The 25,572-nt window shown below is 59.6% G+C and carries 23 protein-coding genes; 7 read left to right on the plus strand and 16 right to left on the minus strand.

The features are described 5' to 3' along the window. Positions 1 to 398 precede the first annotated feature (398 nt). Positions 399 to 992, minus strand: coding sequence for a TVP38/TMEM64 family protein (locus CDO73_RS04445; protein ID WP_179218606.1), 594 nt, complete (start codon positions 990 to 992; stop codon positions 399 to 401). Between the two features lie 223 nt (positions 993 to 1,215). Between CDO73_RS04445 and CDO73_RS04450 the strand changes: the two genes are divergently transcribed. The 3 genes from CDO73_RS04450 (at position 1,216) to CDO73_RS04460 (ending at position 5,377) form a co-directional block, all read left to right on the plus strand. Further along, a complete protein-coding gene (locus CDO73_RS04450; protein ID WP_088487302.1) occupies positions 1,216 to 1,725 on the plus strand; it encodes a cupin domain-containing protein in 510 nt (169 codons plus the stop codon). A gap of 191 nt (positions 1,726 to 1,916) precedes the next feature. Next, on the plus strand, positions 1,917 to 3,560 hold the full coding sequence (locus tag CDO73_RS04455) for a histidine kinase N-terminal 7TM domain-containing diguanylate cyclase (protein ID WP_179218566.1): 1,644 nt from the start codon (positions 1,917 to 1,919) through the stop codon (positions 3,558 to 3,560). Positions 3,561 to 3,877: 317 nt separating this feature from the next. After that, a complete protein-coding gene (locus tag CDO73_RS04460) occupies positions 3,878 to 5,377 on the plus strand; it encodes an amidase (protein WP_088487304.1) in 1,500 nt (499 codons plus the stop codon). 161 nt (positions 5,378 to 5,538) lie between these two features. Here the strand turns inward: CDO73_RS04460 and CDO73_RS04465 are convergent, their stop codons facing one another. Continuing rightward, on the minus strand, positions 5,539 to 5,892 hold the full coding sequence (locus CDO73_RS04465) for a nuclear transport factor 2 family protein (protein WP_088487305.1): 354 nt from the start codon (positions 5,890 to 5,892) through the stop codon (positions 5,539 to 5,541). A 151-nt stretch (positions 5,893 to 6,043) separates the two neighbouring features. Between CDO73_RS04465 and CDO73_RS04470 the strand changes: the two genes are divergently transcribed. After that, positions 6,044 to 6,955, plus strand: coding sequence for a DUF72 domain-containing protein (locus tag CDO73_RS04470; protein WP_088487306.1), 912 nt, complete (start codon positions 6,044 to 6,046; stop codon positions 6,953 to 6,955). A gap of 83 nt (positions 6,956 to 7,038) precedes the next feature. Here the strand turns inward: CDO73_RS04470 and CDO73_RS04475 are convergent, their stop codons facing one another. Further along, entirely contained in the window at positions 7,039 to 7,626 is a 588-nt protein-coding gene (locus tag CDO73_RS04475; protein WP_143536081.1) for a nitroreductase family protein, read from the minus strand. A gap of 375 nt (positions 7,627 to 8,001) precedes the next feature. Between CDO73_RS04475 and CDO73_RS04480 the strand changes: the two genes are divergently transcribed. Continuing rightward, positions 8,002 to 9,531 (plus strand): alpha-amylase, encoded by a 1,530-nt coding sequence (locus tag CDO73_RS04480; RefSeq protein WP_088487308.1) that lies wholly within the window; start codon positions 8,002 to 8,004, stop codon positions 9,529 to 9,531. A 216-nt stretch (positions 9,532 to 9,747) separates the two neighbouring features. Here the strand turns inward: CDO73_RS04480 and CDO73_RS04490 are convergent, their stop codons facing one another. Continuing rightward, complete coding sequence (locus CDO73_RS04490) at positions 9,748 to 10,395, minus strand: LysE/ArgO family amino acid transporter (protein ID WP_088487310.1); 648 nt, start codon at positions 10,393 to 10,395, stop codon at positions 9,748 to 9,750. A gap of 109 nt (positions 10,396 to 10,504) precedes the next feature. Between CDO73_RS04490 and CDO73_RS04495 the strand changes: the two genes are divergently transcribed. Beyond that, entirely contained in the window at positions 10,505 to 11,938 is a 1,434-nt protein-coding gene (locus CDO73_RS04495; protein WP_088487311.1) for an aminotransferase-like domain-containing protein, read from the plus strand. Between the two features lie 247 nt (positions 11,939 to 12,185). Here the strand turns inward: CDO73_RS04495 and CDO73_RS04500 are convergent, their stop codons facing one another. The 7 genes from CDO73_RS04500 to CDO73_RS04530 form a co-directional block, all read right to left on the minus strand. After that, the gene (locus tag CDO73_RS04500; RefSeq protein ID WP_088487312.1) at positions 12,186 to 12,851 is read right to left on the minus strand and encodes an NAD(P)H-dependent oxidoreductase; all 666 of its coding nucleotides are present in this window, start codon (positions 12,849 to 12,851) and stop codon (positions 12,186 to 12,188) included. Positions 12,852 to 13,005: 154 nt separating this feature from the next. Continuing rightward, entirely contained in the window at positions 13,006 to 13,989 is a 984-nt protein-coding gene (locus tag CDO73_RS04505; RefSeq protein WP_088487313.1) for an aldo/keto reductase, read from the minus strand. Positions 13,990 to 14,076: 87 nt separating this feature from the next. Then, entirely contained in the window at positions 14,077 to 15,105 is a 1,029-nt protein-coding gene (locus tag CDO73_RS04510) for a DUF4850 domain-containing protein (RefSeq protein WP_179218568.1), read from the minus strand. Further along, positions 15,102 to 15,638 (minus strand): RNA polymerase sigma factor, encoded by a 537-nt coding sequence (locus tag CDO73_RS04515; protein ID WP_088487315.1) that lies wholly within the window; start codon positions 15,636 to 15,638, stop codon positions 15,102 to 15,104. Before CDO73_RS04515 ends, CDO73_RS04510 begins: the two co-directional genes overlap by 4 nt. 669 nt (positions 15,639 to 16,307) lie before the next feature. Further along, a complete protein-coding gene (locus tag CDO73_RS04520) occupies positions 16,308 to 16,871 on the minus strand; it encodes a hypothetical protein (RefSeq protein ID WP_088487316.1) in 564 nt (187 codons plus the stop codon). A gap of 379 nt (positions 16,872 to 17,250) precedes the next feature. Beyond that, positions 17,251 to 17,895, minus strand: a complete 645-nt coding sequence (locus CDO73_RS04525) for a pyroglutamyl-peptidase I (protein WP_088487317.1) — start codon at positions 17,893 to 17,895, stop codon at positions 17,251 to 17,253. After that, positions 17,892 to 18,248 (minus strand): potassium channel family protein, encoded by a 357-nt coding sequence (locus tag CDO73_RS04530; protein WP_088487318.1) that lies wholly within the window; start codon positions 18,246 to 18,248, stop codon positions 17,892 to 17,894. The genes CDO73_RS04525 and CDO73_RS04530 overlap by 4 nt, the downstream gene beginning before the upstream one ends. Before the next feature lie 244 nt (positions 18,249 to 18,492). On the opposite strand from CDO73_RS04530, the gene CDO73_RS04535 reads away from it, so the two are divergent. Continuing rightward, positions 18,493 to 19,008 (plus strand): hypothetical protein, encoded by a 516-nt coding sequence (locus CDO73_RS04535; RefSeq protein WP_088487670.1) that lies wholly within the window; start codon positions 18,493 to 18,495, stop codon positions 19,006 to 19,008. A gap of 268 nt (positions 19,009 to 19,276) precedes the next feature. Here CDO73_RS04535 and CDO73_RS04540 read toward each other — a convergent pair whose 3' ends face one another. The 5 genes from CDO73_RS04540 to CDO73_RS04565 all read right to left on the minus strand — a co-directional run bounded on the left by CDO73_RS04540 (position 19,277) and on the right by CDO73_RS04565 (position 25,364). Further along, a complete protein-coding gene (locus CDO73_RS04540; protein WP_088487319.1) occupies positions 19,277 to 21,220 on the minus strand; it encodes an acyltransferase family protein in 1,944 nt (647 codons plus the stop codon). Between the two features lie 323 nt (positions 21,221 to 21,543). Next, on the minus strand, positions 21,544 to 22,614 hold the full coding sequence (locus tag CDO73_RS04550) for an ABC transporter substrate-binding protein (protein ID WP_088487321.1): 1,071 nt from the start codon (positions 22,612 to 22,614) through the stop codon (positions 21,544 to 21,546). Next, entirely contained in the window at positions 22,611 to 23,432 is an 822-nt protein-coding gene (locus CDO73_RS04555) for an ABC transporter permease (protein WP_088487322.1), read from the minus strand. Before CDO73_RS04555 ends, CDO73_RS04550 begins: the two co-directional genes overlap by 4 nt. After that, complete coding sequence (locus tag CDO73_RS04560) at positions 23,429 to 24,247, minus strand: ABC transporter permease (RefSeq protein ID WP_088487323.1); 819 nt, start codon at positions 24,245 to 24,247, stop codon at positions 23,429 to 23,431. Before CDO73_RS04560 ends, CDO73_RS04555 begins: the two co-directional genes overlap by 4 nt. Next, a complete protein-coding gene (locus tag CDO73_RS04565) occupies positions 24,237 to 25,364 on the minus strand; it encodes an ABC transporter ATP-binding protein (RefSeq protein WP_088487324.1) in 1,128 nt (375 codons plus the stop codon). The genes CDO73_RS04560 and CDO73_RS04565 overlap by 11 nt, the downstream gene beginning before the upstream one ends. Positions 25,365 to 25,572 lie beyond the last annotated feature (208 nt).

The raw sequence follows: 25,572 nt of genomic DNA on the forward strand, positions 1-25,572 counted from the left end.
CCGTCGAGCCGATCGGCGGCGGCCGGAGCTTCGGCTTCCGGTTCCGAAATCAAAAAAGACCGCCCCCGCTTATGCGGGATGCGGTCTTTTTGCCGTTTCGCTTTTTTTCGCTCAAACGGCCGCCGCGATTTCGTCCGCACCGAGCCGATCGGATTAACCTCCGGTTTCTAACGGATCGAGGCGACGCTTAGCGGGCGGTTCGGAGCGCTTTTCGAATTCTAACGGATACAGATGATGCTTAGAATGAAAAAAAGCCGGTTTTCGGCCCGAAAAGAGGCGAATCGGCCGGCTAAGGAACCTAGGATCCGTTAGCCTTTCCGAAAGGGGGATTTTACCGTTCTAAGGAATCTGTGATCCGTTAGCGAAAACTCTTTTAACTCCTCGCTCGCTTCCCGCGCTTACAAGCCGCTTCCGCGCGTAAAATAAGCTTCCGCTTTTCGGCTTCCCCAGAACGACAGCGCCAAAAATCCCGCCACGTAAATCAGCTCGTACGGACGCTCGATAAATCTTCCGAGATCGGCGCCCACGTACGACACCGCCAACACCATGATCGCTTTGCCTCCGGCGATCGCGAGGAAGAACGGGAGCTTCGGCATGCGCGCTACGGCGGCGGCCGTATTGACGATCGCGAACGGGCCGACCGGCATCATGCTGAGGATAAACACGAAGCTGAACGCGTTGCGGCGCGCCCAGACCAAGCTTTTCTGCACTTTCGGGCGTTCCGACCAGCGCAGGAAATAAGGATGCGACGCCACCTTGCGCACGATCAGGAACGTGGTCATGCAGCCGGCGATCAGTCCGATCCACGAATAAAGAAAACCGAGCCCCAATCCGTAAGCGGCCGCGTTCACGCCCACGATCACCGCGGTCGGCAGCGGCGGAACGAACGATTTGAGAAAAGTAAGGAAGATGCCCGGCAGCGGACCGAGCGCGCGGAAACGTTCCAGCCATTCGTGCAGGTTCTCTTCCGTCATATAAGATAACAAGTTCATATTCAGCAAATGCCGTGCTCCTTTCGTACGCATGAATTCGGCTTTTTCTTGTTCCGGCATCGACCGGCATATCCGCTATTATAGCGGGTAAAGCCCGGCTTGCGCCGGTAATTTGTGGATTTTCTCGCAACGCCGACGGTCGAACGGGAATCATTCCGGGTAATGCATGTCATACGCAAGCACCTTGTCAACGTCGAAGGCATCCGGAAAGGGGATCTCGAAGATGAGCGAAACACACGGCACCCAGACTTTTCTGTTCGAAGACGACGGCATCATTCCGAATAATCCGAAGCTGCCCGTCGTTCTGTATCCCAGCGCGCTGCAAGGCAAGTCCGAATGGAGCGAGTCGGTATTCAACGGAAACGGTTGGCGCAACAGTTGGGAGAACGGCGTATTCGATTATCATCATTATCACAGCAATACGCACGAGGTGCTCGGCGTCACGCGCGGCAGCATCTTGATCCAGATCGGCGGAAACGAAGGACGCTCTTTCGATCTGCAAGCGGGAGACGTGATCGTGCTGCCGGCCGGGACCGGGCATAAACGGATCACCGCCAGCCCCGACTTCCGGATCGTCGGCGCGTATCCGAACGGCAGAGATTATAATACGCGCATCGAGCATGACGGCAAGCGCGAACAATCGATCGGCGAGATCGCCGAAGTGCCTCTTCCGGATACCGATCCGGTATTCGGCAAAGAAGGAATCCTGCTGCGATACTGGTCCGGTCGTTAAGGCGGAGCTTCCGGACGGGTTTCTGGATTTCGGCAGGAGAAAATGCCGGAGCCAGGCAATTTGTGGTATGATTTGCATGTTATTCGACGCGGCGGCGAAGTCGTAAAAAAGAGAGATTTGCCGCACGTCAAGGCGATGAATTTTGCGCTGGCATGCAGATCATCACTTACAGAACAGGAGCCTTCACGTCTATGAATGCCGCTTTTTCTACCTTTATCGCTCTCTTTGCCATCTCCGGCGTGCTGAGTATCTTGCTCGCTTTGTACACGTCTTTTCAAAAAACGCATTTCTCCGGCATCCGTCTGTTCGTGTGGATGTCTATCACGACTGCCGTTTATTCGTTCGGCAGTTCGTTCGAGTTGGCCAGCCATTCGCTGGAAGAGATCAAATTCTGGGTCACGTTCGAATATATCGGACTGCCGTTTATCTCGCCGCTCAACTTATTGGTCGTCTTCCATTACGTCGGACGCGAGCGCCTGATGACGCCTCGGGCCGCGATCGCGACGCTCGCCCTGCCTGCCGTCAGTTCGCTGCTGATGCTGACCAACGACCTGCACCATCTGATGTACCAGAACATCAAACTGCGCGACGATACGCCTTGGCCGCTGATCGATTTTACGATGGGCATCGGCTACGTGATCAACGGCAGCTACACATTGGCCTGCGGTCTGGTGGGAATGTGGATGCTTGCCCGCCATCTGCGCCAGACGCTGAACGTGTACCGCAAGCAGACCGCCACCATGTTCGTCGGCCTCTTTATCCCGATCGGAGCTTCGTTGGTCTACACCATGAACCTCACGCCTTACCACATCGACCCGGTTCCCGCTACCATGAGTTTTACCAATCTCTTATACTGCTGGTCGATCTTGTCCGCCGGTATGCTGACGTCCACTCCGGTCGTGCGCGAAAACATTCTGGAGAGCATGCGCGACGGCGTGCTCGTGCTCGATCCGGCCGGGCGCATCGCCGATTACAACAAAGCGGCGTCGCTGCTTTTTCCGTTTCTCGCTCCCGCGCTGATCGGAAGCAACGCGGTCCAAGCGATCCCCCGTCAGCATCTTCGCCCCGAAGACGCGGATATGGGCTTTCTGGAAGCCGAAGACCGGCAGATCGAATGGCTGGAAGGCCAAGAAGTTCGCCATTACCGGATTCGTTCGTCTCCGGTGTATCATCGGCACGGCGGCGCGCTGATCGGACGCACGGTCGTCGTCTTGGACGTGACGGAGACGGTGCTGCTGCATCGGAAGCTGGAGCGCATGGCGACGCACGACGGCATGACGCAGATCTACAACCGGACGCATTTCGTCGAATGCTCCGAGCGGCTGTTGACCGAAGCTCGGCGAACGCTTGAACCGCTGGCTTTCGCCCTGCTAGACATCGACCGGTTCAAGCTGATCAACGACACGTACGGCCATGACATCGGCGACCAAGTCATCCGGCACGTCGTGCGTTCCTGCAAGATCTACCTCGGCGACCGCGACGTCTTCGGACGCTACGGCGGCGAAGAATTCGCGCTGTGCATGCCGGGCCGCGAACCGGACGACGCTTACGGCCTGCTCGAACGGATTCGCCGGGAACTGGCTTCCGGACCGGTGATGACCAGCGCGGGGCCGGTCGACGTGACCGCGAGCTTCGGTTTGTCCGCGGCGAGCCGCGACCTTCCGCTCAAGCTGCTGACCAAGCAGGCGGACGACGCGCTGTATCGGGCCAAACAAAGCGGACGCAACAACGTGCAGATCGCCGGAAGCCGGGACGCGGACGGCGACGAGATCCCGCCCAGCCTGAGCGACGCCGAGCGCCGCAAAGGTTCGAACGGCGAATCGGCGTCGGGATAAAGATTCCGCGTGCCGACCGCGATCGCGGCGGCGAACCGGCCGGGCCGAAAGGCTTCTCGGCCGGTTTTTTCGCGCGCTGCCGTCTGCCGCGGTTCGAACCGGCTCAGATAAGACCGCTTCGGATTCGTGTCTCGGAGCGCTTTGTTGTACAATCGGTTCTGTCGGGCGGCGCAAGGAACAAAGAGCCGGCGCGCTTCGGCCTCGCGCCGCTTGCCGTCGATCGCTGCGTTCGACGCCGCTCTATTACCGGCAGCGCCCGTCCGAGCTTCCGATGCCCGGACTTCGAAAACGGCGCGCCAGAAAGAAGGAATCCGCACATGAATTTCGAACAATACGTCCGATACGACGCCGTCGGCTTGGCCGAACTGCTTCGGCGGCGCGAAGTCTCCGCGGCCGAACTGGTCGGAGCCGCCTTCGCCCGCATCGACGAAGTCAATCCGCGATTGAACGCGGTCGTAAGAAAACGCCGCGAAGCCGCGTCGGCGGAAGCCGCGGCGATGCCTGTGCCGGACGCGTCGCGCCCGTTCGCCGGCGTGCCGTACCTGCTCAAAGACATCTCGCAAGCGCTCGCGGGCGAGCCGCTCACCTCCGGCTCGGCGCTGCTCGCGAATAACGTCGCGCGCCGCGATTCCAATTATGTCGCCCGCCTGCGCGCCGGCGGCTTCATCCCGCTGGGGCATACGAATACGCCCGAATTCGGACTGAAGAACATCACCGAGCCGACGCTGCACGGCCCGGCCCGCAATCCGTGGAATCCCGATCATTCCCCGGGCGGCTCCAGCGGCGGCGCGGCAGCCGCCGTCGCTTCGGGCATCGTGCCCGCCGCCGGAGCCAGCGACGGCGGCGGCTCGATCCGCATCCCGGCGTCGTTCACCGGCTTGTTCGGCCTCAAGCCGACACGCGGACGGACCCCGGTCGGCCCCGGCGTAGGCCGCCAATGGCAGGGCGCGTCGATCGACTTCGCCTTGTCGCGCACCGTGCGCGACAGCGCCGCGCTCTTGGACCTGCTGCAAGTGGTGCAGCCCGAAGCCGCGTTCCAGACGCCCCTCTATCCGGGCGTCTATGCCGAAGACATGCGAGCGCCTCGTTCGCGCCCGCTCCGCATCGCGTTCACGACCGCTTCGCCGGTCGGTTCGCCCGTCGGCGAAGACGCCGTATCGGCCGTGCATAAGACCGTGCGCTGGTTGGAAGCGCAAGGACACGAGGTCGAAGAGAAACTCAGTCCGGTCAACGGCGTGCGGTTGATGGAGAACTACTACACGATGAACGCGGGCGAAGTCGCCGCCATGTTCCTCTCGCTGGAGCAGATGCTCGGCCGCGCGATCCGTCCGGACGAAGTGGACATCATCACTTGGGTATTCGCGGAAGCCGGCAAGAACGTGTCGGCCGCCGAATTCGTGCACAGCTTGAACGAATGGGACGTCGCCGCGGCGCAGATGGCCGAATTGTCGGCCCGCTACGATCTGTACGTGATGCCGGCCAGCGCTTTCCCGGCTCCTCGGGTCGGCGAGCTGACGCACAAGCCGGAGGAACTCGCGCCGTGGATGAGAGTCAGCGAATTGACGGCGAACGAGCAGCGCACCATGCTCTACGACATCTTCGAACGCAGCCTGACGTACACGCCGTTCACGCAGCTCGCCAACCTGACCGGACAGCCCGCGGTCAGCCTGCCGCTGCACTTGACGGAAGAAGGCCTGCCGCTCGGCGTGCAGATCATGGCCGCCAAAGGCCGCGAAGACCTGCTGCTGCAAGTCTCCGCGCAATTGGAGCAGTCCGAACTGTGGGTCGGCGCGACCGGCAATCCGATGCTGCCGTAACGCAAGACGCGCTTTCGGCGGCAGGGAAGGCGGTTTTCTCTTCGAGCTCCCTGCCTCTTTGTCCGTCGTTCTCGCGCAAGCTTCCGCGCCAAAAAGACGCTTTCCCGCAGCGGGAAAGCGTCTTTTTCGTGCGTGTATTCAAACTCGCTCGATTCGACCGATCATTCGTTTACGAACCACGCCGCGACGATCCGTCCGCCGTGCGTCTCGTAGATCGCCGCCGCTTGAATGACCCGGTCCGATCCTTCTCGAGTGACGTGCTCGTGGTCGATAACCCGGCTGCCGATCACCATGCGATTGACCAACTCCGCTTGTACCCGGTCTTCTTCGAAACGTTTGCGGTAACGTTCGCGCATCGCTTCCCGCCCTTGCGCGATCACCGTCCCGTCGATCAGATCGTACAGCTTCGCGTCTTCCGCATAGACCGCCAGAAATCCTTCCAAATCATGCGCGTTGTACCGGTCCAACTGCCGCTGGGCCAATTGTTCGGCTTCGCTTTTCGTTTCGTTCGCCATCCCGATCTTCCTCCTCGTCGATTGTCGATTGATTCAATAGGGTTCCATTATACCGCCTCCCGTCCCTTTCCGCGCCGCGTTACGATTGCCTGCCCCCCGTCGGGTGTAATACTAGAATGTACAAGCAAATGCCGGATAAGGAGGGATTCCCGTGATCACCATCGGACTCACCAATTTCAGCGACCACGACGAACTTTACGGCAAAAAGAAACCCGCCGAGCGGCTGCCCGCCTACAGCGAAACGTTCAAAGTCGTCGAGCTGGACAGCTCGTTCTATGCGATTCAGCCCGTAAAAAACTACGAAAAGTGGGTCTCTCAGACGCCGGAAGATTTCGGTTTCGTGATCAAAGCCTATCAAGGCATGACCGGTCATCTTCGCGGCAAAAAGAATTATTTCGATACGGCCGAGGAGATGTTCGCCGCTTTCCATACGAGTCTGGAACCGGTCATCGACGCGAAAAAGCTGACGATGACATTGTTCCAATATCCGCCTTGGTTCGACTGCACCCGCGAGAACGTGGAGAAACTGCGCGTCACGCGCGAATTCATGAAAGACGTGCCGTGCGCGCTCGAATTCCGGCACCAGTCTTGGTATTCGCCGCAGTTCCGGGACAAGACGCTCGATTTTATGCGCAAAGAAGGCTGGATTCAGACGGTCGTCGACGAACCGCAGGCCGGCAGCGGATCGATTCCGATCATCGCGCAGGCGACCAGCGACGAAGCCACGTACGTCCGCATGCACGGGCGCAACGTCGGCGGATGGCATAAGAGCAGCGATCCGAACTGGCGCAAACTGCGCTACTTGTATCGCTACAGCACCGAGGAATTGACGGAGTGGCGCGACATCCTGCTCGATCTGGACAAACAGAGCAAGCATGTATACGTCGTGTTCAACAATAACTCCGCCAAAGACGCCACCCCCAACGCGCTCGAACTCATGGAACTGCTCGGCCAACCGATCCCCGAAGGCGCGCCGTGGCCGCCGGATCAGCAAGGCAAGTCCGAAAAAGCGGACGAAACTCCTTCGGAAGAACCTCAAGCGCAGCAGGAAAAACTGTTCTGACCGCTCGAAAAAAACCGCTCCGGCGTCCTGTAGACGCCGGAGCGGTTTTGCTTCATGCGGATCTTTGGCCGGCCAAGCCGAGATTATTTAAACCATTTCAAGCGTTCTTCCAGCGGTTTGAACTGTTTTTCGCCCGCCGGAGCCGTAATCTTGCCGAACGGCATCTGCGCGACCAGCTTCCAGCTCTCGGGAATATCCCATTCCGGTTTGACTTTCTCGTCGATCAGCGGATTGTAGTGCTGAAGCGAAGCGCCGTAGCCTTCGGCTTCCAGCAGCGTCCAGATCGCGTATTGGTGCATGCCCGAAGACTGCTGCGACCAGATCGGGAAATTGTCTTGGTAAGCCTGGAACTGCTCCTGCATGCCGCGGATGACCGATTCGTCTTCGAAGAACAGGATCGTGCCGTAACCCGCTTTGAAGCTGTCCATCTTTTCCTTCGTCGGCCCGAAATTTTCCGCCGGCACGATTTCTTTCAAGATGGCGGTCGTGAAGTCCCACAGCTTGTCATGGTGTTCTCCGAGCAGCACGACCACGCGCGCGCTCTGCGAGTTGAACGCCGACGGGACATGCAGCAGCGTCTGCTCGATCAATTCGCGGATTTTGTCGTCGGATGCCGTCTGTTCCTTGCTGATCCCGTAGATACTGCGTCTGTTTTTCATCAGTTCCAGCATGCTTTCGGTTTTCAAGAATAACGCCTCCCAATCCATAATAACCGCTCTTCGCTCGCTTGCGGGAACGGCCCAATCCATCATTACCCTTCGGAAAGGGACATCCAAGCAAGAAACGCGCATTTTCCCCTTTCGGGTTCCGCCGGACGAATCGTTTAACCCCCCCGCTTTTTTGGGTAACGGGTATTAGTTCGGTTAGCGAGCGATTCGGCCGTCTCGCAGCCTCCAACCTTACATTCACCGAAACGATCTGCGGCGCCCGAACGCGTCCTTTTTCACGTGCCCGGAAGCGGGAACGTCATCAGGTCTTGCGCGCGTTTTCGGTCCCGGCAATCCAGTACTCAGCAATCTTATACGAACCCGAGGAGGCGTTTGGTTATGACCGCGAATCACACGATGATGCAATTTTTCGAATGGCACGTAGAAGCGGACGGACAGCATTGGAACCGCCTCAAAGAACTGGCGCCCGAATTGAAAAAATGGGGCATCGACTCCGTCTGGATTCCTCCCGTCACCAAAGGGCAATCCGCGGAAGATACCGGCTACGGCATCTACGATCTGTACGATCTGGGCGAATTCGATCAGAAAGGCACGGTCCGTACCAAATACGGCACGAAAGAAGAGTTGAAAAGCGCGATCGCGGCCTGTCACGAATACGGTATCGCCGTGTACGTCGATCTGGTCATGAACCATAAAGCGGGAGCCGACGAGACGGAACGTTTCAAAGTCGTCGAAGTCGACCCCAACGACCGCAACGAAGTCATCTCGCTCGAACCGTTCGAGATCGAAGGCTGGACCAAATTTACGTTCCCGGGCCGCGGCGAGCAGTATTCTTCGTTCAAATGGGACCATACTCATTTCAACGGCACCGACTTCGATAACGCGACGGGACGCACCGGCATCTACCGGATCGGCGGCGAGAATCGCGGCTGGGACGACAAGGTGGACAACGAATTCGGCAACTACGATTATCTGATGTTCGCCAATATCGATTACCGGCTTCCGGAAGTGCGCGAAGAGATGATGGAATGGGGTCGTTGGCTGGTCGATACGCTGCAGTGCAGCGGCTACCGTCTGGACGCGATCAAACATATCAACCATGACTTCATCCGCGAATTCGCGGGAGAAATGACCCGCAAACGCGGCGAAGACTTCTATATCGTCGGCGAATTCTGGAACAACGATCTGAACGCCTGCCGGGAATTCCTCGACAACGTCGATTACCGGATCGATCTGTTCGACGTATCGCTGCACTACAAACTGCACGAAGCGTCGCAGTCCGGGAGCGCGTTCGACCTGACGAAGATCTTCGACGACACGCTCGTCCAGACTCACCCGACCAACGCGGTCACGTTCGTGGACAACCACGACTCCCAACCGGGCGAATCGCTGGAATCGTGGATTCAAGACTGGTTCAAACAGAGCGCGTACGCGCTGATCCTGCTGCGCCGCGACGGGTATCCGTGCGTGTTCTACGGCGACTATTTCGGCATCGGCGGCGAGAATCCGATCGAAGGCAAGAAGATGGCGATCGACCCGCTTCTCTACGCCCGCTGCCAGAAAGCCTACGGCGAGCAGATCGATTACTTCGATCATCCGAACACGATCGGCTGGGTGCGCATGGGCGAAGAAGAAGTGTCCGGCTCCGGCTGCGCGGTCGTGATCTCCAACGGCGACGAAGGCGAGAAGCATATGAACGTCGGCGCGCACCGCGCGGGCGAAGAATGGATCGACCTGACCGGCACGCGCAAAGAGAAGATCACGATCGGCGAAGACGGATCGGCGACCTTCCTCGTGAACGGCGGCAGCGTGTCCGTCTGGGCTTCCCCGGACGAAGACGAGACGCAGGACTGCGCGGCGGACGACCAAACCGAGCCTGCGCAAGCCGGCGAAGAGAAAAGCGAATAAAACGACCTTTTCTATCTTTCGTTCGTCAGAAAGACCCCGAAATCCGCTTTCAAGCGGACTTCGGGGTCTTTTTCGCGCGGACGCGTCGGTGAGGCGGTTCGCTTCGGAAGGCGGCATGCAAGTCCGATGTCCGATACCCGCCAGCAGCGCACAGCGTTTCCTTCGCCCGCTTCCGCCGATTCGGACAGTCTGAAGCGGACGCGAAAGCGAATAGGTTCAGGCAAACGGTACTTCCCGAATCAAGCTTGCCAACAGGTACAGCGCCGTTCCCCAGACGAACAACGCGGACGCTCTGTTGAACAGCGCCGTCAAGCGGCCGCCGCCGTCGAAGCGGCGCAGCACGGAGCCCGCGGTCGCAAGAGCCGCGAACCATAACCAAGAGACTACGATGCAGGCCGCGGCGAAACGGATCTGAGCGGCTCCTTCGTAAGCGAGCGCGCTGGTGCCGATCACGCCGACGGTATCGAGCAGCGCATGCGGATTGAGCAGCGAGACGGAGAGCGCGAACGCGATCTGCCGCGAAGAAGACAGCGCCCGAACGGCTGCCGACGAGTCGGAGGCGTCGCCGGGCAGGGAAGCGGCCGGCCGCGTGCGCCATAACGAGAACCCCATATACGCGAGAAACGCGATGCCCGCCAGCATTAGTCCCAAGCGCAGCGCCTCGATCTTCAACACGACGGCCGAGACGCCGAACACGGCGAGCGAGATCAGCAGCGTGTCGCACAGCGCCGCGGCGATGACCGCCGGCAGCGCGCCGGACAAGCGCGGCTGCGCCGCGCCTTGATTGAATACGAACACGTTCTGCACGCCGAGCGGCAGGATCAGCCCGAGAGCCAGAACGAATCCGTGCAGTATAGCTTCCATGATGACATCGACTCCTTTTCTTCTTCCATGTTACGATGCGAAGAGAAAAAGAAAACCGCCAATTGGATGGTTATCGAACCATCCAATCGGCGGCGGAAAGGAGCAGCCCATGGACTGGAAACCGTCCCCCCATCCTCATCACACCCTTCAAGCGCAGATCGTCGCTTGGATCGCCGAGCGGATCGAGCACGGCGATTGGAACGCCGGTTTCCGCTTGCCCGCGCAGCGCGAATTGGCCGCGCGCTGGAGCGTCAATCGCAGCACCGTGCAAGCCGCGATCGACGAGCTGCGCGCCGAAGGCCTGCTGGAGACCCGCCGAGGCTCCGGCGCTTACGTCTCCGGCAGCGCTTGGAACGCGCTGCTGGCCCGCTCGCAGCCGAATTGGCAGCGGCATATCCGCGCCAGCGTCCACAAGCCGAATCGGCATACGATTCGGCTGATCAACGACAACGAGCCGGACCCTTCGCTGGTCCGGCTCGGCACCGGCGAGCTGTCGCCGGAGCTGCTCCCCGCCCGGGAGCTGGAGCGCTCGCTGCGCGATCTGAAGCTCGATCCCCGCGCGATCGGCTATTCCGAGCCGCTGGGCAGCCTTCGCCTGCGCCGGGCGCTGTGCGTGCAGCTCGAACGGCTCGGCATCCGGGCGCAGCCGGATAACGTCTGCATCGTCTCCGGCGCGCTGCAAGCTTTGCAGCTCATCGCCGTCGGCCTGCTCGAAGAAGGATCGGCCGTGTTCCACGAGCCGATCTCGTACCTGAATTCGGTCCATCCGTTCCAATCCGCCGGCATGCGGATGCTCCCGTTCCGCCACGGTCCGCAGCTGCGCGAACGATTGGCCCGCGCCGCCCGAGGCCGGCAATCGCTGCTCTACGCGGTGCCTACGCTGAACAACCCGACCGGCCGGAGCTGGAATCCGGCCCGAAGGCAAGGCATCTACGACGCCTGTTCGGAGCTGCGCATCCCGATTGTCGAAGACGACGTCTACCGCGACCTGCTGTTCGCGCCCGGTCCGCCGCCGATCAAAGCGACCGACGGCTCCGGCCAAGTGCTCTACATGGGCAGCCTGTCCAAGTCGCTCAGCCCCGGCCTTCGGATCGGCTGGGTCGTCGCGCCTTCGCCGGTCGCGGCGCGGCTCGCCGACGTCAAGATGCAGACCGATTACGGGTCGAGCGCTTTCTCGCAGGAGATCGCCGCCCACTGGCTGGAGACCGGCTTGTACGAACGCCACGCCGAGCGCCTGCGATCCGAACTGCGGCGGCGCGCGGCCCGTACCGAATCGGCGCTGCGCGAACGATTCCGCGAACTCGCGGATTGGGAAACGCCGGAAGGCGGCTTCTACATCTGGCTGCGCTTCCGCAAGCCGATCGCGGACAAAAGCTTTTTCCGCCGCCTGCTCGATCGCAAAGTGCTGATCAATCCCGGTTATATCTACGACCCGAGCGACCTGCACCATATCCGGCTGTCGTACGCCTACGCTTCGGACGAAGAGATGCAGGCGGGACTGAACGCGCTCCGCGAAGAAGCGGAGCGGGCTTGGCGGGATTGATCTTGCCCGAACCGCAAGCCTCAGATTCGACTCGGCGTCATTTCCGCGTCTAAGCGCCGCTGATTTCCGTTAGCCCGAATAGATTCGCGCAAAAAGACCGCTAACGGACATGCGTTCCGTTAGCGGTCTTCAAAGCGGGGTCGACGCGTATGCCTCGACAAGCCGCCGGCTTCGGCAGCGAACGGCGAAGCGTAACGTTTCGCCCGCCCGTTCTTTCTTGCAGACTCGCGGCCTGTTCCGTTACGCGTTACACCCAGCGCACGACGTCTTCCGTCGTTCTGCGCGTCTGAGGCCGAGGTTCTTTGGCCCGGTAGCCAAACGCCGCCATGACGCTTACGCTGTATGCTCCGTTTTCGAGCAGTCCCGCTTCTTCCAGCACCGCGTCGAGCTTGACGCGGTGGAAGCCTTCGATCGGGCAGGAGTCGATGCCGATCTCCGCGGCGGCGGTCATCATGTTGCCGAGCACGATATACGTCTGTTTCGACGACCAGTCGAACAAGCTGCGCTCGTCGCGCAGGTCGAAGTCGTTTTCTTGGAACGATTTATAGAATTCGCCCGTCATGCGGTCGACCAGTTCCTGCGGATAGCCTTTGACTTCCAGCATATGCTTCGCCAGGCTCGGCGAATCGTAACGCACGTCGCGGCGTGCCAAGATGACAACGAAATGGCTGGCCGTAGGAAGCTGGCCTTGCGCGCCCCAAGATACTTCGCGAATCTTCTCGCGCAGTTCCGGATTCTGGACCACGACGAATTTCCACGGCTCGAGACCGATCGAACTCGGCGACAGCCGACCCGTTTCCAGAATAAAATCGAATTCCTCGGCCGGGATTTTCCGATCGGGATCGAAGCTTTTGGTCGCATGTCTGAATCGGTACGCATCCAGAATTTCTTGCCGTTTCTTCTCGCTGCTCATCACTTGATTCATCCTTCCGTCTATACGCAAAAAAATCGTACGAATCGATAATGGGTACCTGTTCAACACTAACAGGTGTTGGTTACTTTTAATTACCGATTCATTCTATCGTTTTTGCGCTCGGCGGTCAAACGGCACGACGTTTCGGTCGCGATCAGATCTCGCCGCGGACATGGGGAACGACGCGTTCGCGGTAGAATTCCGCCAACCGCCGGTTCTCTTCGGACGAGAAGCTCGGAACCTGCGCCGCGCCCAGATTGTCTTCGATCTGACGCACGTTCTTGAAGCCCGGAATGATCGTGCTGACGCCGGGTTGATCCAGAATCCAGCGCATCGAAGCGCGGGCCATGTCTTCCCGTCCTTCGGCGATCCAACTCAGTTCGTCCGCAAGCTCGACGCCTTTGTCGAACGGCAGTCCGGCAAAAGTCTCGCCCACGTTGAACTGCTCGCCGTTGGCGTTGAAGTTTCGGTGATCGTTCGCGGCGAACGTGCTTCCTTTCGTGAATTTGCCCGTCAACAGGCCGCTTGCCAGAGGAAGGCGCACCAAGATGCCTTTGCCTTTCGCTGCGGCTTCCGGCAGCAGCCGTTCGGTCGCCGACTGCCGCAGCAGATTGAAGATGATCTGAAGCGCGTCGACGCCCGGCACGTCCAGACAGAGCAGCCCCTGCTCCACCGTCTCCACGCTGACGCCGTAATGACGGATCTTGCCTTCGGCTTTCAATTTATCCAACACGCCGAAGACCGCTCCGCCTTGCAAGATTTCGGTCGGCGGGCAGTGAATCTGATACAGGTCGATACGTTCGCGGCCGAGCCGCTTCAAGCTGTCTTCGCAATAGCGCCGGACCGATTCTTCCGAATACGTCGCCGGATCGTGAATATCGCCCGCCCGGCAGAACTTGGTCGCGATATGGATCTCGTCTTCGCGCCCTCGCGTCGCTTCGGCGAGCAGCTTCTCCGCATGTCCGCCGCCGTACACGTCCGCCGTATCGAAGAAATTGACGCCGGCTTCCATCGCGCGGCCAAGACCCCGAAGCGCTTCTTCGTCGCTCGAATTCCCCCAATCCCCGCCGATCGCCCAAGTTCCGAAGCTGACCTCGCTGATCCGCAGATCCGTACCGCCAAGCTGTCTGTAATTCATGCTGTTCCTCCTCGTGGTTTGTTGGCTCTCCGCTCTAATGTACGCAAAAAGGGAAGCGGTTGCAAACCCTTTCCCGGGCCTGTCTCCTCAATCGTCGATGCCGAGCGCCAATACCCCGTCGCTCGCTTCGAAGAAACGCAGCACGACATCTGCCGCCGCTGCGTTCGACGTGCCTTCCAGCGACAACTCCGCCTGCCGGATCACGTAAGTGCCTTGCTCGTCCCGCGAATAGCAGACCGCGCCGACCGCTACCGCGCCTCTGCCTTGGCTGGTCCATTCGTAACGCGAGAATCCGGAACCGCCCGACTCGCTCGTGTACAGAAGACGAAGCTGCTGCCCGCTGCGCGTCTCGGCCCGAATATCGTGCTGCTCCGCTTCTTGCTTCCGCGCCGGGAAGTACGTCGCCAGCGCCGTCCAGATCGTCGGCGAATCCTTGCTCGAATGCTCGTCGTAAAGCATGCGTTCTTTGGGATTCTGCGGGTTCTCCAGCTCTACGGCCACCGAACCGGACAAGCCGGCAGCCGCGACTTGTCCGGTCCAACCTGCCGGAATCAGCGTCAGATAACGTTCTTGATCGTCTTTCCGGACAATCATCAGAGCCTGCACCGTCGAAGCTTCCGTCTCCGTTACGGCAAACGAAGTCGCCTTCACCGCTTCTTCCACCCGGCGCGGATCGCCCGTCGTATCGGGTTCGAAAGCTTTGCTTTCGTGCGAACCGCCCGGTTTTTCTTCGTCGAACTGCGTCCCGGCATAGGCGAAGACCAACGGCACGTTCGCCACTGCCCCTTCCGCTCCGTCTTGAAGCGCCACCGCCAACTGCTGCCCCGCGCTTCGCGCCGCTTGTCCGTTCTCGTCGGTCGGCTCGGAGACCGACTGCGCCGTTTGCTGCTGCCGCAGCCCATCCAAGACTCCGCTGCGTTCGAGCGCCGTTCCTCCGACGACCAGCGCGACTCCCAGCACGGCGGCTCCGGTCAGGCGCGCCGCCGAAACTACGCGGCTCGGCTGCCGCTTTGCCGCCTCTTCTTCGACCCGGCGCATCATCTGCGGCGTAAACGAGCTGCGGCGGAACGGTTTGCGTTTCAATTCTTTTTCCCAATCCGGCGTTTGGTTCGTCATGCGTCTCCCCGCTCCTTTTCCCATAGTTCGGACGCTTGTTTGCGCGCCCGCCGCAATCTCGTTTTCGCCGCCGAGACCGAAATGCCCAGCGCATGAGCCAGCTCTTCCATCGACAGTTCGTAATGTGCCCGAAGCATCAAGATCTCCCGATATTTCAGCGGCAGCCGCATGACGACCCGCCACACTTCGCCCGTCGATTCCCGGCGCAGAAATTCTTCTTCCGCCGACTCTCCCGTATGCGGCTCCGGAAGCCGGCCGGGCAGCGTCACTTTGCGAACGAAGGCCAACCGGCGATACGAATACCAACGATTGCGCGCGATGCGCAGCAGCCAAGTCTTCATCGACGCTTCCCCGCGATAAGAACCGAGATACCGGTTCGCCCGGATAAACGTCTCCTGCGCCAGATCGTCGGCCAAATCATGCTTGCGGGTCATCACGTAAAGATAATTCCATACGTCCTCCCCGTAGCGTTCCATGATGGACCTGAGATCGTCGGCGGTCATGGAGAGGCTATCCTCCCTGTCGTGCGCCATGCCGTCCCTCCTTCTCTTCTATTCAAACTGACCCCGCGAGTCGAAGAAAAGTTGCCGAAAACGCAAAAAAAGCAAAAATCCGGAACGCACGGAGGGGCGTCCGGATTTTTGCCGGGATGATTCGAAACGAACCGTCGGAACGATGAAAAGCATCGGCGGCAGACAGGGGATCATGCCGCCGACGGAGGAGATCGGGCGAACCTGCCGGAATCCTTGCCGAGATTCGGCGGTCCGCGGCGCGTGCCGTTCGAGAGCGGAAGTCGCGCAATCCGAAACACGACGGCTTCGTCGAACGGACGGCGCGCTGTCGGGCCGTTTACGCCCGGATGTCGAGCAAGCTTCCGACGTCGCCGGCCGAACCCGAAGCCCTTTTTCGCAGGAGAGTCTTCTCGTCCGCCGCGCGCGGCGCGGTTCGGTTCGACGAATCCGAGGCGGTCGAAGCCGCCGAACCGAACGAGACGGACCTAAGCCGCCTCCTGCTTGCTGAATAGGGATCGGAATCCGGCTCGTTCGAGCCGATTACCTGTCGCTTCGCCATTGTAACGCGCCTGTATGAAGACCAGCTGAAGGAGAGCTGAAAGTTTGTTGAAAGCGTCCGTAAGCAGAAAAAAGCTCCCGGTCGCCGGCTTAGGCCGATCATCGGGAGCTTGCTTGCGTTCTCTACCGCCCTCAAACGCTGACGTCGAAATTGCGGCCGAGCTTCGCCGCGCGGGTCGGCTCGGGCCGAGTCTCCCACGGCTGCACCGCGCCCGGCGCTGCCGGAGGCGAATACAGCGATCCCGGGAAGTCCAGCGGGTTCAGCGCCGGACGGGCGTAAGCCTCGTTCGCCGGCGGCGACTTGCGCGCCGCCGCCTGTTGAACCGTCTCGGCAGCGGGCGCTTCTGCCGATTCTTCTTCCGGCAGCACGAACTTCGGCTGCTCCTCCCGCTGCGAGTCGGCGTCGCGGTCCGCCCGCCCTTGCACGGTAAACTCCGCGCGTTCGCCGTTGGCGGCATCGATCAAAGCGATATGCCGTTCCAGCAAAGCGATGTGCCGTCGAATGCGCAAAGCGCGCTGGTCGCGATCGGCTACCGATGCCGGAAGCTGCAGAACGCGCGACAGCTCCGCTTCAAGGCTCATTTTTCGTTGTTCGAGCGGAGCTTTGCCGTTGCGGCTTGGCGTGTAAGAAGAATTCAATGCCGTCAATCCGCCGATCGAAGATACAGAACTTGCTCTTCCTTGTATGCTGCTCATGGAAGCATCCGCCTTTCCCGGTTGAAAGATTAAGAAGCGTTCAGCCGAATATCGCTTGCACGGTACAATCCTTGTAAAGCATAAATTCCGTCAATCTGTATGTTTGCCGACGTCCTTGCCGTTGGTTCGGCTTGGCGCAAACGCCGTTGTCTCCGTCCGGGTCGAGAAAATCAAGAGAAGGGAGAGACGTTGTTATCCTGCATATCTTACCCTCTTCCCAACTTTTTGTAACAGATGATACCAAAAAAACTCGCTTCATCCGTAAAAACCAGATAAAGCAAGTTATTTAGCATTTTTGTATATTCGCGTGTTCTCGGCCTTCGATCGGCAGGAAATACGCAGTATTCCCTTAATTATATGCAGGCCAGAACGGCCTGCTTCAATCTGAGGCCGCGGCCTTCTCGCGAACGGCTTCGGCGGTCGTCCGCACGATGATCCGCAGCGCTTCCAGCAGCGTCTCCTGCGGCAGCGAAGGCCACGACGATTTCTGCGCCGCCAATCGGGTGGAAGCGGGAAAATGGACGAATCCCGCCAACGCGTCGAATTCTTGTCCGTTCAATTCGTCCAGCAGCGCGTACATCGTATTGTTGCAGATGTAAGTTCCCGCCGTATTCGATACGGCGGCCGGGATATCGGCGCCGCGAAGCGCTTCGACGATGCGCCGAATCGGCAGCGTCGCGAACAAGCCGTCGGGTCCGCCTTCTCGGATCGGTTCGTCCCGGGGAGCGCGGCCGCCGTTATCGGCGTAGCTCTCGGTGTCTTTGACGTTGATCGCGACCCGCTCCGGCGTGATCGCCGTTCGCCCGGCGGCCAACCCGCAGGCGATGACCGCGTCGGGCCGCAAGCGCCGAACTTCGTCCAGCAGCTTCCGCGCGCCGTCGTCGTAACGGACCGGCAGCAGGATCGTATGCACGCTTATTCCTTCTTGGCCGAACGACTCCCGCGCGATCTGCTCCATCAATTCTTCCGTCGGATTGATCGGCGATTCGCCGAACGGTTCGAAACCGGAGATCAAAATATTCATGCTTCCCCACCCTCTTCGATTTTTTCTTCGCGCCGCCGCTCTTTGAAGATCGCGTACGCGATATGCAGAATCAGTCCGATAAAAATGCCGGTTCCCGACAGCACGTAGGCTATGGTAAACATTTTGCCCAAATTCGTGGCCGGGACGAAATCGGGATGGCCTACGGTGCTTAACGTCATGACGCAAAAATACAAAGCATCGACGATCGACAGACCTTCCTCGCGCACGTAGAAGATCGTGCCCGACAGCAGGAACAACAGCGTCAGAACAAACAGCGCTTGAAAATTTTTCGAACGGAAAGATCGGAAGATCCCTCCGACCAAGCGTTTAAGCGTCAACAAAAATGAAATCATCGCCGGCCCTCCCGTGCTTTTTTTGACTGTAAATCGGTCTCGGGACCGATCCTTTTTCAATCCGCTGCATGAGGCACGGACCGCGATTCGCGCGTATAGTGAACGTAGTGAGTTGACCGCATTCCATCTAACATCTTAAGCGGTAAGCGTAATAGAGCTTATCTTGTTCGTTACCGGGTCTCGATCCTGCCGATTCGCCCGTCTGTCCTGCTTACATAACTATCTGATTAAGGAGTTGATGATCGTGTCCAAAAAAGCAATCTTGGGTCCGCTGCTGATCCTGCTCGGCGCTTATCTGCTGCTGGGTCAAGGAACCGGCATGAATTCGGGAATGATCTTCGCCTACTTCTGGGCGTCGTTATTCATTCTTCCGCTCGGTTTGTTCTTCCATTGGATGTTCTTCTCGATGACCCGCGGGCGCGCGCCCGGCCTGCTGATTCCCGGCGGCGTGCTGGTCACCGTCGCCATCGTCTGCCAGATCGCCATGCTGTTCGACAGTTGGGACGTGATGTGGCCGGGCTTCATCTTGGCGCCCGCGGTCGGCCTCTTCGAATTCTACTGCTTCGGCGGACGCAACCGCTGGCTGCTGATTCCGATCAACATTCTGACCGTATTGTCGCTGTTGTTCTTCGCCGTCTTCTCGATCGAAGCGCTGACGACGCGCACGTTCATGGAACAGCCGCTGCTCGCTTTCGTGCTGATCGCTCTCGGCGCGCTGCTGTTTATACCGTTCGGACGCAGACAGAAAGCGAAAATTTAAGCGAATCCGATCGTCTTTCGCCCTCCATTGTACAAGCCGTCCGCCGCCGCGTTCAAGCGAACGCGGACGCTCGATCCTCCGGCGATGTCCGGGGAGGCTCTCGATCCGGCAGCGTTCCCGATTCTGCCGTTTCTCCTCCCGGCTCGCCCGCTGTAAGCCGAAAGCCCCTTGTCCCGCGCCGAGCGGGACAAGGGGCTTTCGGTTTGCGCGCGCTGCGGCTTCGGGCGTTCAAGTCCGATCGCGCAGGAGCCTGCTATCGCCCGGATATTCAGTCTTTCTTCAGAGCTTCCACCAGAAGCTGCGTATAAGCGCGCGCGCCGGCCGGCATCAGATGCACGCCGTCGCGAGCGAAATAATCGTCGTGTCCGGCGCTGGCCGAATACCAGTCCAGCACTTCGACCCGGCCGTCTCGGCTCGTCGCCCGCGACAACGCGTCGTTGACCACGCTTTGCCACGGACGCGGCACCCGCGTATTGACCAAGATGATCCGTTTGGCCGCGGACAGCTTCGTCAGCAGTTCGTTCAGCTGTTCGTCGGTGAACGAACCGTTCGTGCCCAGTTGAACGACGATCGTCGTTCCGATCTGTCCTTGCGCGGCCAACTGATCGACCAATGCCGGAGCCTGCGACATCTGACGGCCGACCAGGCCGTCGACCTTGATTCCCGGAAGTTCGGCCGTCAGATACGGCTCGATATCGAGCATCACGGAGTCGCCGATCGCCGTCATCCCGATACCGGTACCGGCCGGCAGCGGCGCGTCGGCCGAACCGACGGCTGTCGACGCGCCGCCTTGCGTGCCTTGCGCGGGAGCGGCCGCTCCTGCCGCCGGCGTGCCGGCAGCGTTCGTCTCGCCGCTTCCGGCTGCCGGTACATCCGTGCCGGCGTAAGGCGTCTGCGCTTCGGCCGGCGGGGCGAAGCCTTTCATGGCAAGGCCCAATACCAGAACCAACGCGACCGAAGAACCCAGCGCGATCCATCTGCGCTTTCGGCCGACTTCCGGGGCGCGCATGACGCGGCGCCACCATTCGCCGAACTTGCCGGTGCGCACCGGCTGTTCGATATAGCGGTACGACAGCGCCGCAAGCGCGAAGCTGGCGAGAAGCTGAAGCAGAATGCGGGTCATGTTCGGCCCGCCGGTGTTCACGAGCGGCGTCGTCAAGACGATGACGGGATAATGCCAGAGATAGAGCCCGTACGACCTTGCGCCGATCCAGCGCAGCGGCTTCGCGCCGAGCACCCGGCCCAATCGGCAGGCCGGATGGGCCAACGCCGCGACCAGAATGGTCGTCGCCAGCGACAGCAGCACCATGCCGCCGCGGTACAAGAACGTGCCGTAGTCGTTCGACTTGAAGATCAGGATCGCGATGACGATCAAGCAGATCGTCGCCGTGACGTCGAGCGTCTTCGTCGCCGACTTCGAAATATTCGTCTTAAGCTTGCGGCTCGGCCAGACCACGGCCAGCGCCGCCCCGATCAGCAGCGAGAACAGCCGCGTATCGGTGCCGTAATAGACCCGGCTCGGATCTTCGCCCGGCCGGTACATGATCGCCATCGCCAGCGCCGACGCCAAAGCGAGTCCCGCTAGAACCAGCGCGAGCTTGCCCCGGTTCTTCCGCGCCAAGATCAGGCCGATGCCGAGCAGAATCGGCCAGAAGATATAGAACTGTTCTTCGACGGCCAGCGACCAGAGATGACCGAGCGGCGAGAGCGGCCCGAAGCTCTGGAAGTAAGACACCTGATGGAAGATCGACCACCAATTGCTGTAATACAGCAGAGCGGCCGGAACGTCGCCGAGCATGGCCGGAAGCCGGCTGTGATCGAACAAGATCGACCATAATACGGCGAACAGCACGACGGTCAGCATCGCCGGGAGCAGCCGCTTGGCGCGCCTGATCCAGAAATCTTTCATGTCGAACCGCCCGGTGCGGTCCCATTGGGCGAGCAGGATATCCGTGATCAGATAACCCGACAGCACGAAAAACATGGTGACGCCCAGCAGCCCGCCCGGCGCCCATTCGGTATGAAGATGGTAGGCAATCACGGCGAGCACGGCCAGCGCGCGCAGCCCGTCCAAGCCCGGCATATAGCGGCTCGCGTGCGGTTTGGGTCGATCGGATGCCGAAGCTTGCCGTCTTGAAGACGGAGATTCTTCCATTCCGTAACGTCGGTTTTCGCTTTTCGCCTCGTTGCCTGCGTATTGTCCGTTGATCATGGCCTCTGCCCTTTCGGTGATTCGGATTTATGTAGAGCCTCTACGGGTTTCGAACCTGCGGCTGTCGATATACTAACCCCTATTATAAGCAGGTCGGGCCTCGATAGCCAGACGAAGACCGTTTTTTTCCAGAGGGGCTTTTTTGATGCGGGCGAAGCTGCCGAAAAGCAGCAGGCAAGCCGGCGCGGTCCGTTCTTCGGTCCGAAGCGATCGGCGGCGAGCGGTTGACCGATGCGATCCGTCCGAAGCTTTCCGCAGCAAAAAACCGCTTTTTCGCTCAAGGGCGAAAAAGCGGTTTTGGCGTACACCCGGCAACCGGCCGTTTAAGACCCGTTCATTTTGAATTGCAGGAACAGTTCGTTATAACGCACCAGCATCTTTTTGCCCAGATTCTCGTATACTTCCAGACGCTCGGTCAACTCGTCCGGCGGATAGAACCGTTCGTCGCCCGAGACATCTTCCGGCAGCAGCGCCAGCGCGGCGTCGTTCGGCGTCGAGTAGCCGACGTATTCGGTATTCTGCGCGTTGACTTCCGGATCGAGCATGAAATTGATGAATTTCATCGCGCCGTCGACGTTCTGCGCGGTCTTCGGCACGACCATGTTGTCGAAATACAGGTTGGACCCTTCTTTCGGTACCACGTAATCCAGATCCTCGTTCTCGCTCATGATCTCCGACGCGTCGCCCGAGAACACCAGTCCGGCCGCCGCTTCGCCGTTGGCGAGCAGCAGCTTGATCTCGTCGCCGACGATCGCTTTGACGTTCGGGGACAGCTTCATCAGATGGTTCAGCGCCTGCTGAAGATGCTCTTCGTTCGTGTCGTTGAGCGAGTACCCTTGACTCACGAGTCCCGTCCCGATTACTTCGCGCGCGCCGTCGGTCAACAGGATGTCGTTGCGCAGCGACGGGTCCCACAAGTCTTCCCAGCTCTCGAACTTGAGATCGGTCAGCTTCGGGTTATAGACCACGCCGAGCGTTCCCCAGAAATACGGCATCGAATATTCGTTGTCCGGGTCGAACGACAAATTCAGGAACTTGGGATCGATGTATTTCATGTTCGGAATCTTGCCGTGATCGAGCGGAATCAGCAGCTTCTCTTCCCGCATCTTCTCGATCGCGTAATCGGAAGGCACGGCCACGTCGAACGTGGTGCCGCCCTGCTCGATCTTCGTCAGCATCGCTTCGTTCGAATCGAACGTCTGATAGATGACCGTGATCCCCGTTTCTTGTTGGAAACGGGTCAGCAGTTCGGGGTCGATATAATCGCCCCAGTTATAGATGGTCAGCGTATTGCCGCTGGAGTAACCTTGACTGGAATTCAGCCGCGCCGCGACGAACATGAGCGCGAAAGCGACGACCAGAATCAGCACCAGCGTGCGCGTCATCGACTTCATCTCGGCACCCCCATTCTGGCGGCGGCTTCGCCGCTCCGGCGCTTCTCGCTGCGTCGCGTCGAGATGTAATAAGCGACGACGAGGAAGATCGTGAACAAGAAGATCAGCGTGGACAAAGCGTTGATCGACAGCGATACGCCCTGCCGCGCCCGCGAATAGATCTCGACGGCGAGCGTCGAATAGCCGCTGCCCGTCACGAAGAACGTGACCGCGAAGTCGTCCAGCGAATACGTCAGCGCCATGAAGAATCCGCTGAAGATGCCCGGACGGATGAACGGCAGGATGACCTTCGTCAGCACGTCGCGGCGGCTGGCCCCGAGGTCGCGGGCCGCGTCGATCAGCGTCGGGCTCATCTCTTCCAGCCGCGGCAGGATCATCAGGACGGCGATCGGAATGCTGAACGCGACGTGCGAGATCAAGACGGACGCGAAGCCCAGCTTGATTCCGACGAGCGTGAACAGGATCAGGAACGAAGCGCCGATGATGACGTCCGGGCTGACGATCAATACGTTATTGAGCGACAGCAGCGTATTTTTGACTCGCGCGCGCCGCATGTTATGAATCGCCAGCGAACCGAATACGGCGATGATCGTCGCGATCGTCGACGACAGCAGCGCGATCACCAGCGTATTGATCACGATGATGATCAGCCGCGTGTCGGCGAACACTTCTTTGTAATAATCCAGCGTGAAGCTCTCGAAATCGTGCATCGCTCCGCCGCTGTTGAACGAGTAATACATCAGATACAGGATCGGCGCGTACAGTACGGCGAAGACCAGCACCAGATACAGGTTGGAGATTCCGTTCTTTTTCTTCATCTCCGCACCCCTTTCTTACTACCGCCGGTCACGAACATGATCACGGCCATCGCCACGATCAGGAAGACGGCGACGGTCGAACCCATGCCCCAGTCCTGCGTGACGAGGAAATGCTGCTCGATCGCCGTGCCGAGCGTGATGACTTTGTTGCCGGCGATCAATCGCGTGATCATGAACAGCGACAGCGCCGGGATGAACACCGAGATGCAGCCGGACTTCACCCCCGAGAGCGTCAGCGGAAAAATGACCCGGCGGAACGTCGTCCAACTCGATGCGCCCAGATCGCGCGCCGCGTCGGTGAGCGACAGGTTCAACTCTTCGATGGCGTTATAGATCGGCATGATCATGAACGGCACGAAAATATAGATCGATACGAATACGAAGCTTCCGCTGGTGAACAAGAGCTGCTTCTCTCCGATCCCGACCGTCTCCAGCAGCGCGTTGATCGGACCGTACGTGCCGAAGATACCCATGAACGCGTACGTTTTGAGCAGCAGATTGATCCATGTCGGCAGGATGATCAGCAGCAGCCAAAGCTGCTTGTGTTTGGTTCGCGTGAGCAGATAAGCGGCCGGATACGCGATCAGCAGCGAGAACAACGTAATCAAGAATGCGTACCAGAACGAACTCAGCGTCATTTTCAGATACACCGGGGTGAAGAAATCCGCATAGTTGGAAAACGTAAAACGTCCTTCCACGTCGAACAGCGAATAGTAGACGACCAGCACGACAGGCGCGATCACGAACAGCACGACCCACAGATAGTACGGGATGTAGGCGAGCGACCGCGTGGTTCCGCTGCTCTTACCGTTCATGGGCACCGACCTCGGCCTCTTCTTCGTCTTCCTCGTAAGCTTCGAGCCGCCGATCGAATTCTTCTTCCGTTTCTCCGAAGCGCATGACGTGGATCGCTTCCGGATCGAAGGTCAGCCCGATCTGCGCGCCGACGTCGGCCCGCTTGGTCGAATGGACCAGCCACTCCTGCCCGGATTCGTCGTAGCAGCTGATCTCGTAATGGACGCCGCGGAACAATTGGGTATCGACGCGGACTTTGAGTTTGCCGGCTTCCTGCGTCGTGATCTCCAGATCTTCCGGACGGATCACGATCTCGATCGGTTCGTTGGCGCGGAGGCCTGCGTCGACGCATTCGAACCGTTTACCGTTGAACTCGACCCGATAATCTTCGATCATCACGCCCGGCACGATGTTCGATTCGCCGATAAAATCGGCCACGAAACGGTTGATCGGCTCGTCGTAGATATCGTTCGGCGTGCCGCTCTGCTCGATCCGGCCTTGATTCATGACGAAGATGTAGTCCGACATCGCCAGCGCTTCTTCCTGATCGTGCGTGACGAAGATGAACGTGATGCCGAGACGCTGCTGAAGTTCGCGCAGCACGTACTGCATCTCGGTGCGCAGCTTCAGGTCGAGCGCGGACAGCGGTTCGTCGAGCAGCAGCACTTCCGGTTCGTTCACGATCGCCCGGGCGATCGCGACGCGCTGGCGCTGGCCGCCGGACATCTCGTTGATGCCGCGGTTCTCGTAACCTTCCAGATTGACCATCTTCAGCGCTTCCGTTACTTTGGAGGCGACGACGTCTTTTTTCAGCTTCTTGATCCGCAGTCCGAACGCCACGTTCTCGAACACGTTCAGATGAGGAAACAGCGCGTAATCCTGAAAAACGGTGTTGACTTGGCGTTTCTCCGGCGGCACTTTGTTGATGACCCGCCCGTCCAGATAAATAGAGCCGTTCGTCGGCTCCATGAATCCCGCGATCATGCGCAGGATGGTCGTTTTGCCGCAGCCCGAAGGACCGAGCAGCGTATAGAACTTGCCGCGCTCGATCTCGAAGTCGATCTTCTTCAAGACGGTCAGGCCGTCTTCGTACGTTTTCGTCACGGAATCGAAACGAATGATATATGGCTCTGCGATGGCGAAACCCCTCCTCTGTAACAGCAGCAGGGCCGGACCTCCCTCGGGAGTCTCCGGCCTTCTTCCTGCCTCTGGATAATGATTAACCTATTCTACCCGCTATTCTATAGAAAAAAAGCGTTAGGCGCTACAAAAGTATGTATACATAACCGTTTTTTTGAGTTAAAAGACGGTCGGAAATTCGCTGGGGCGTTGATCGGCAGCGCGG

The sequence above is a fragment of the Saccharibacillus sp. O23 genome (assembly GCF_002205895.1).
Classification (GTDB): Bacteria; Bacillota; Bacilli; order Paenibacillales; family Paenibacillaceae; genus Saccharibacillus.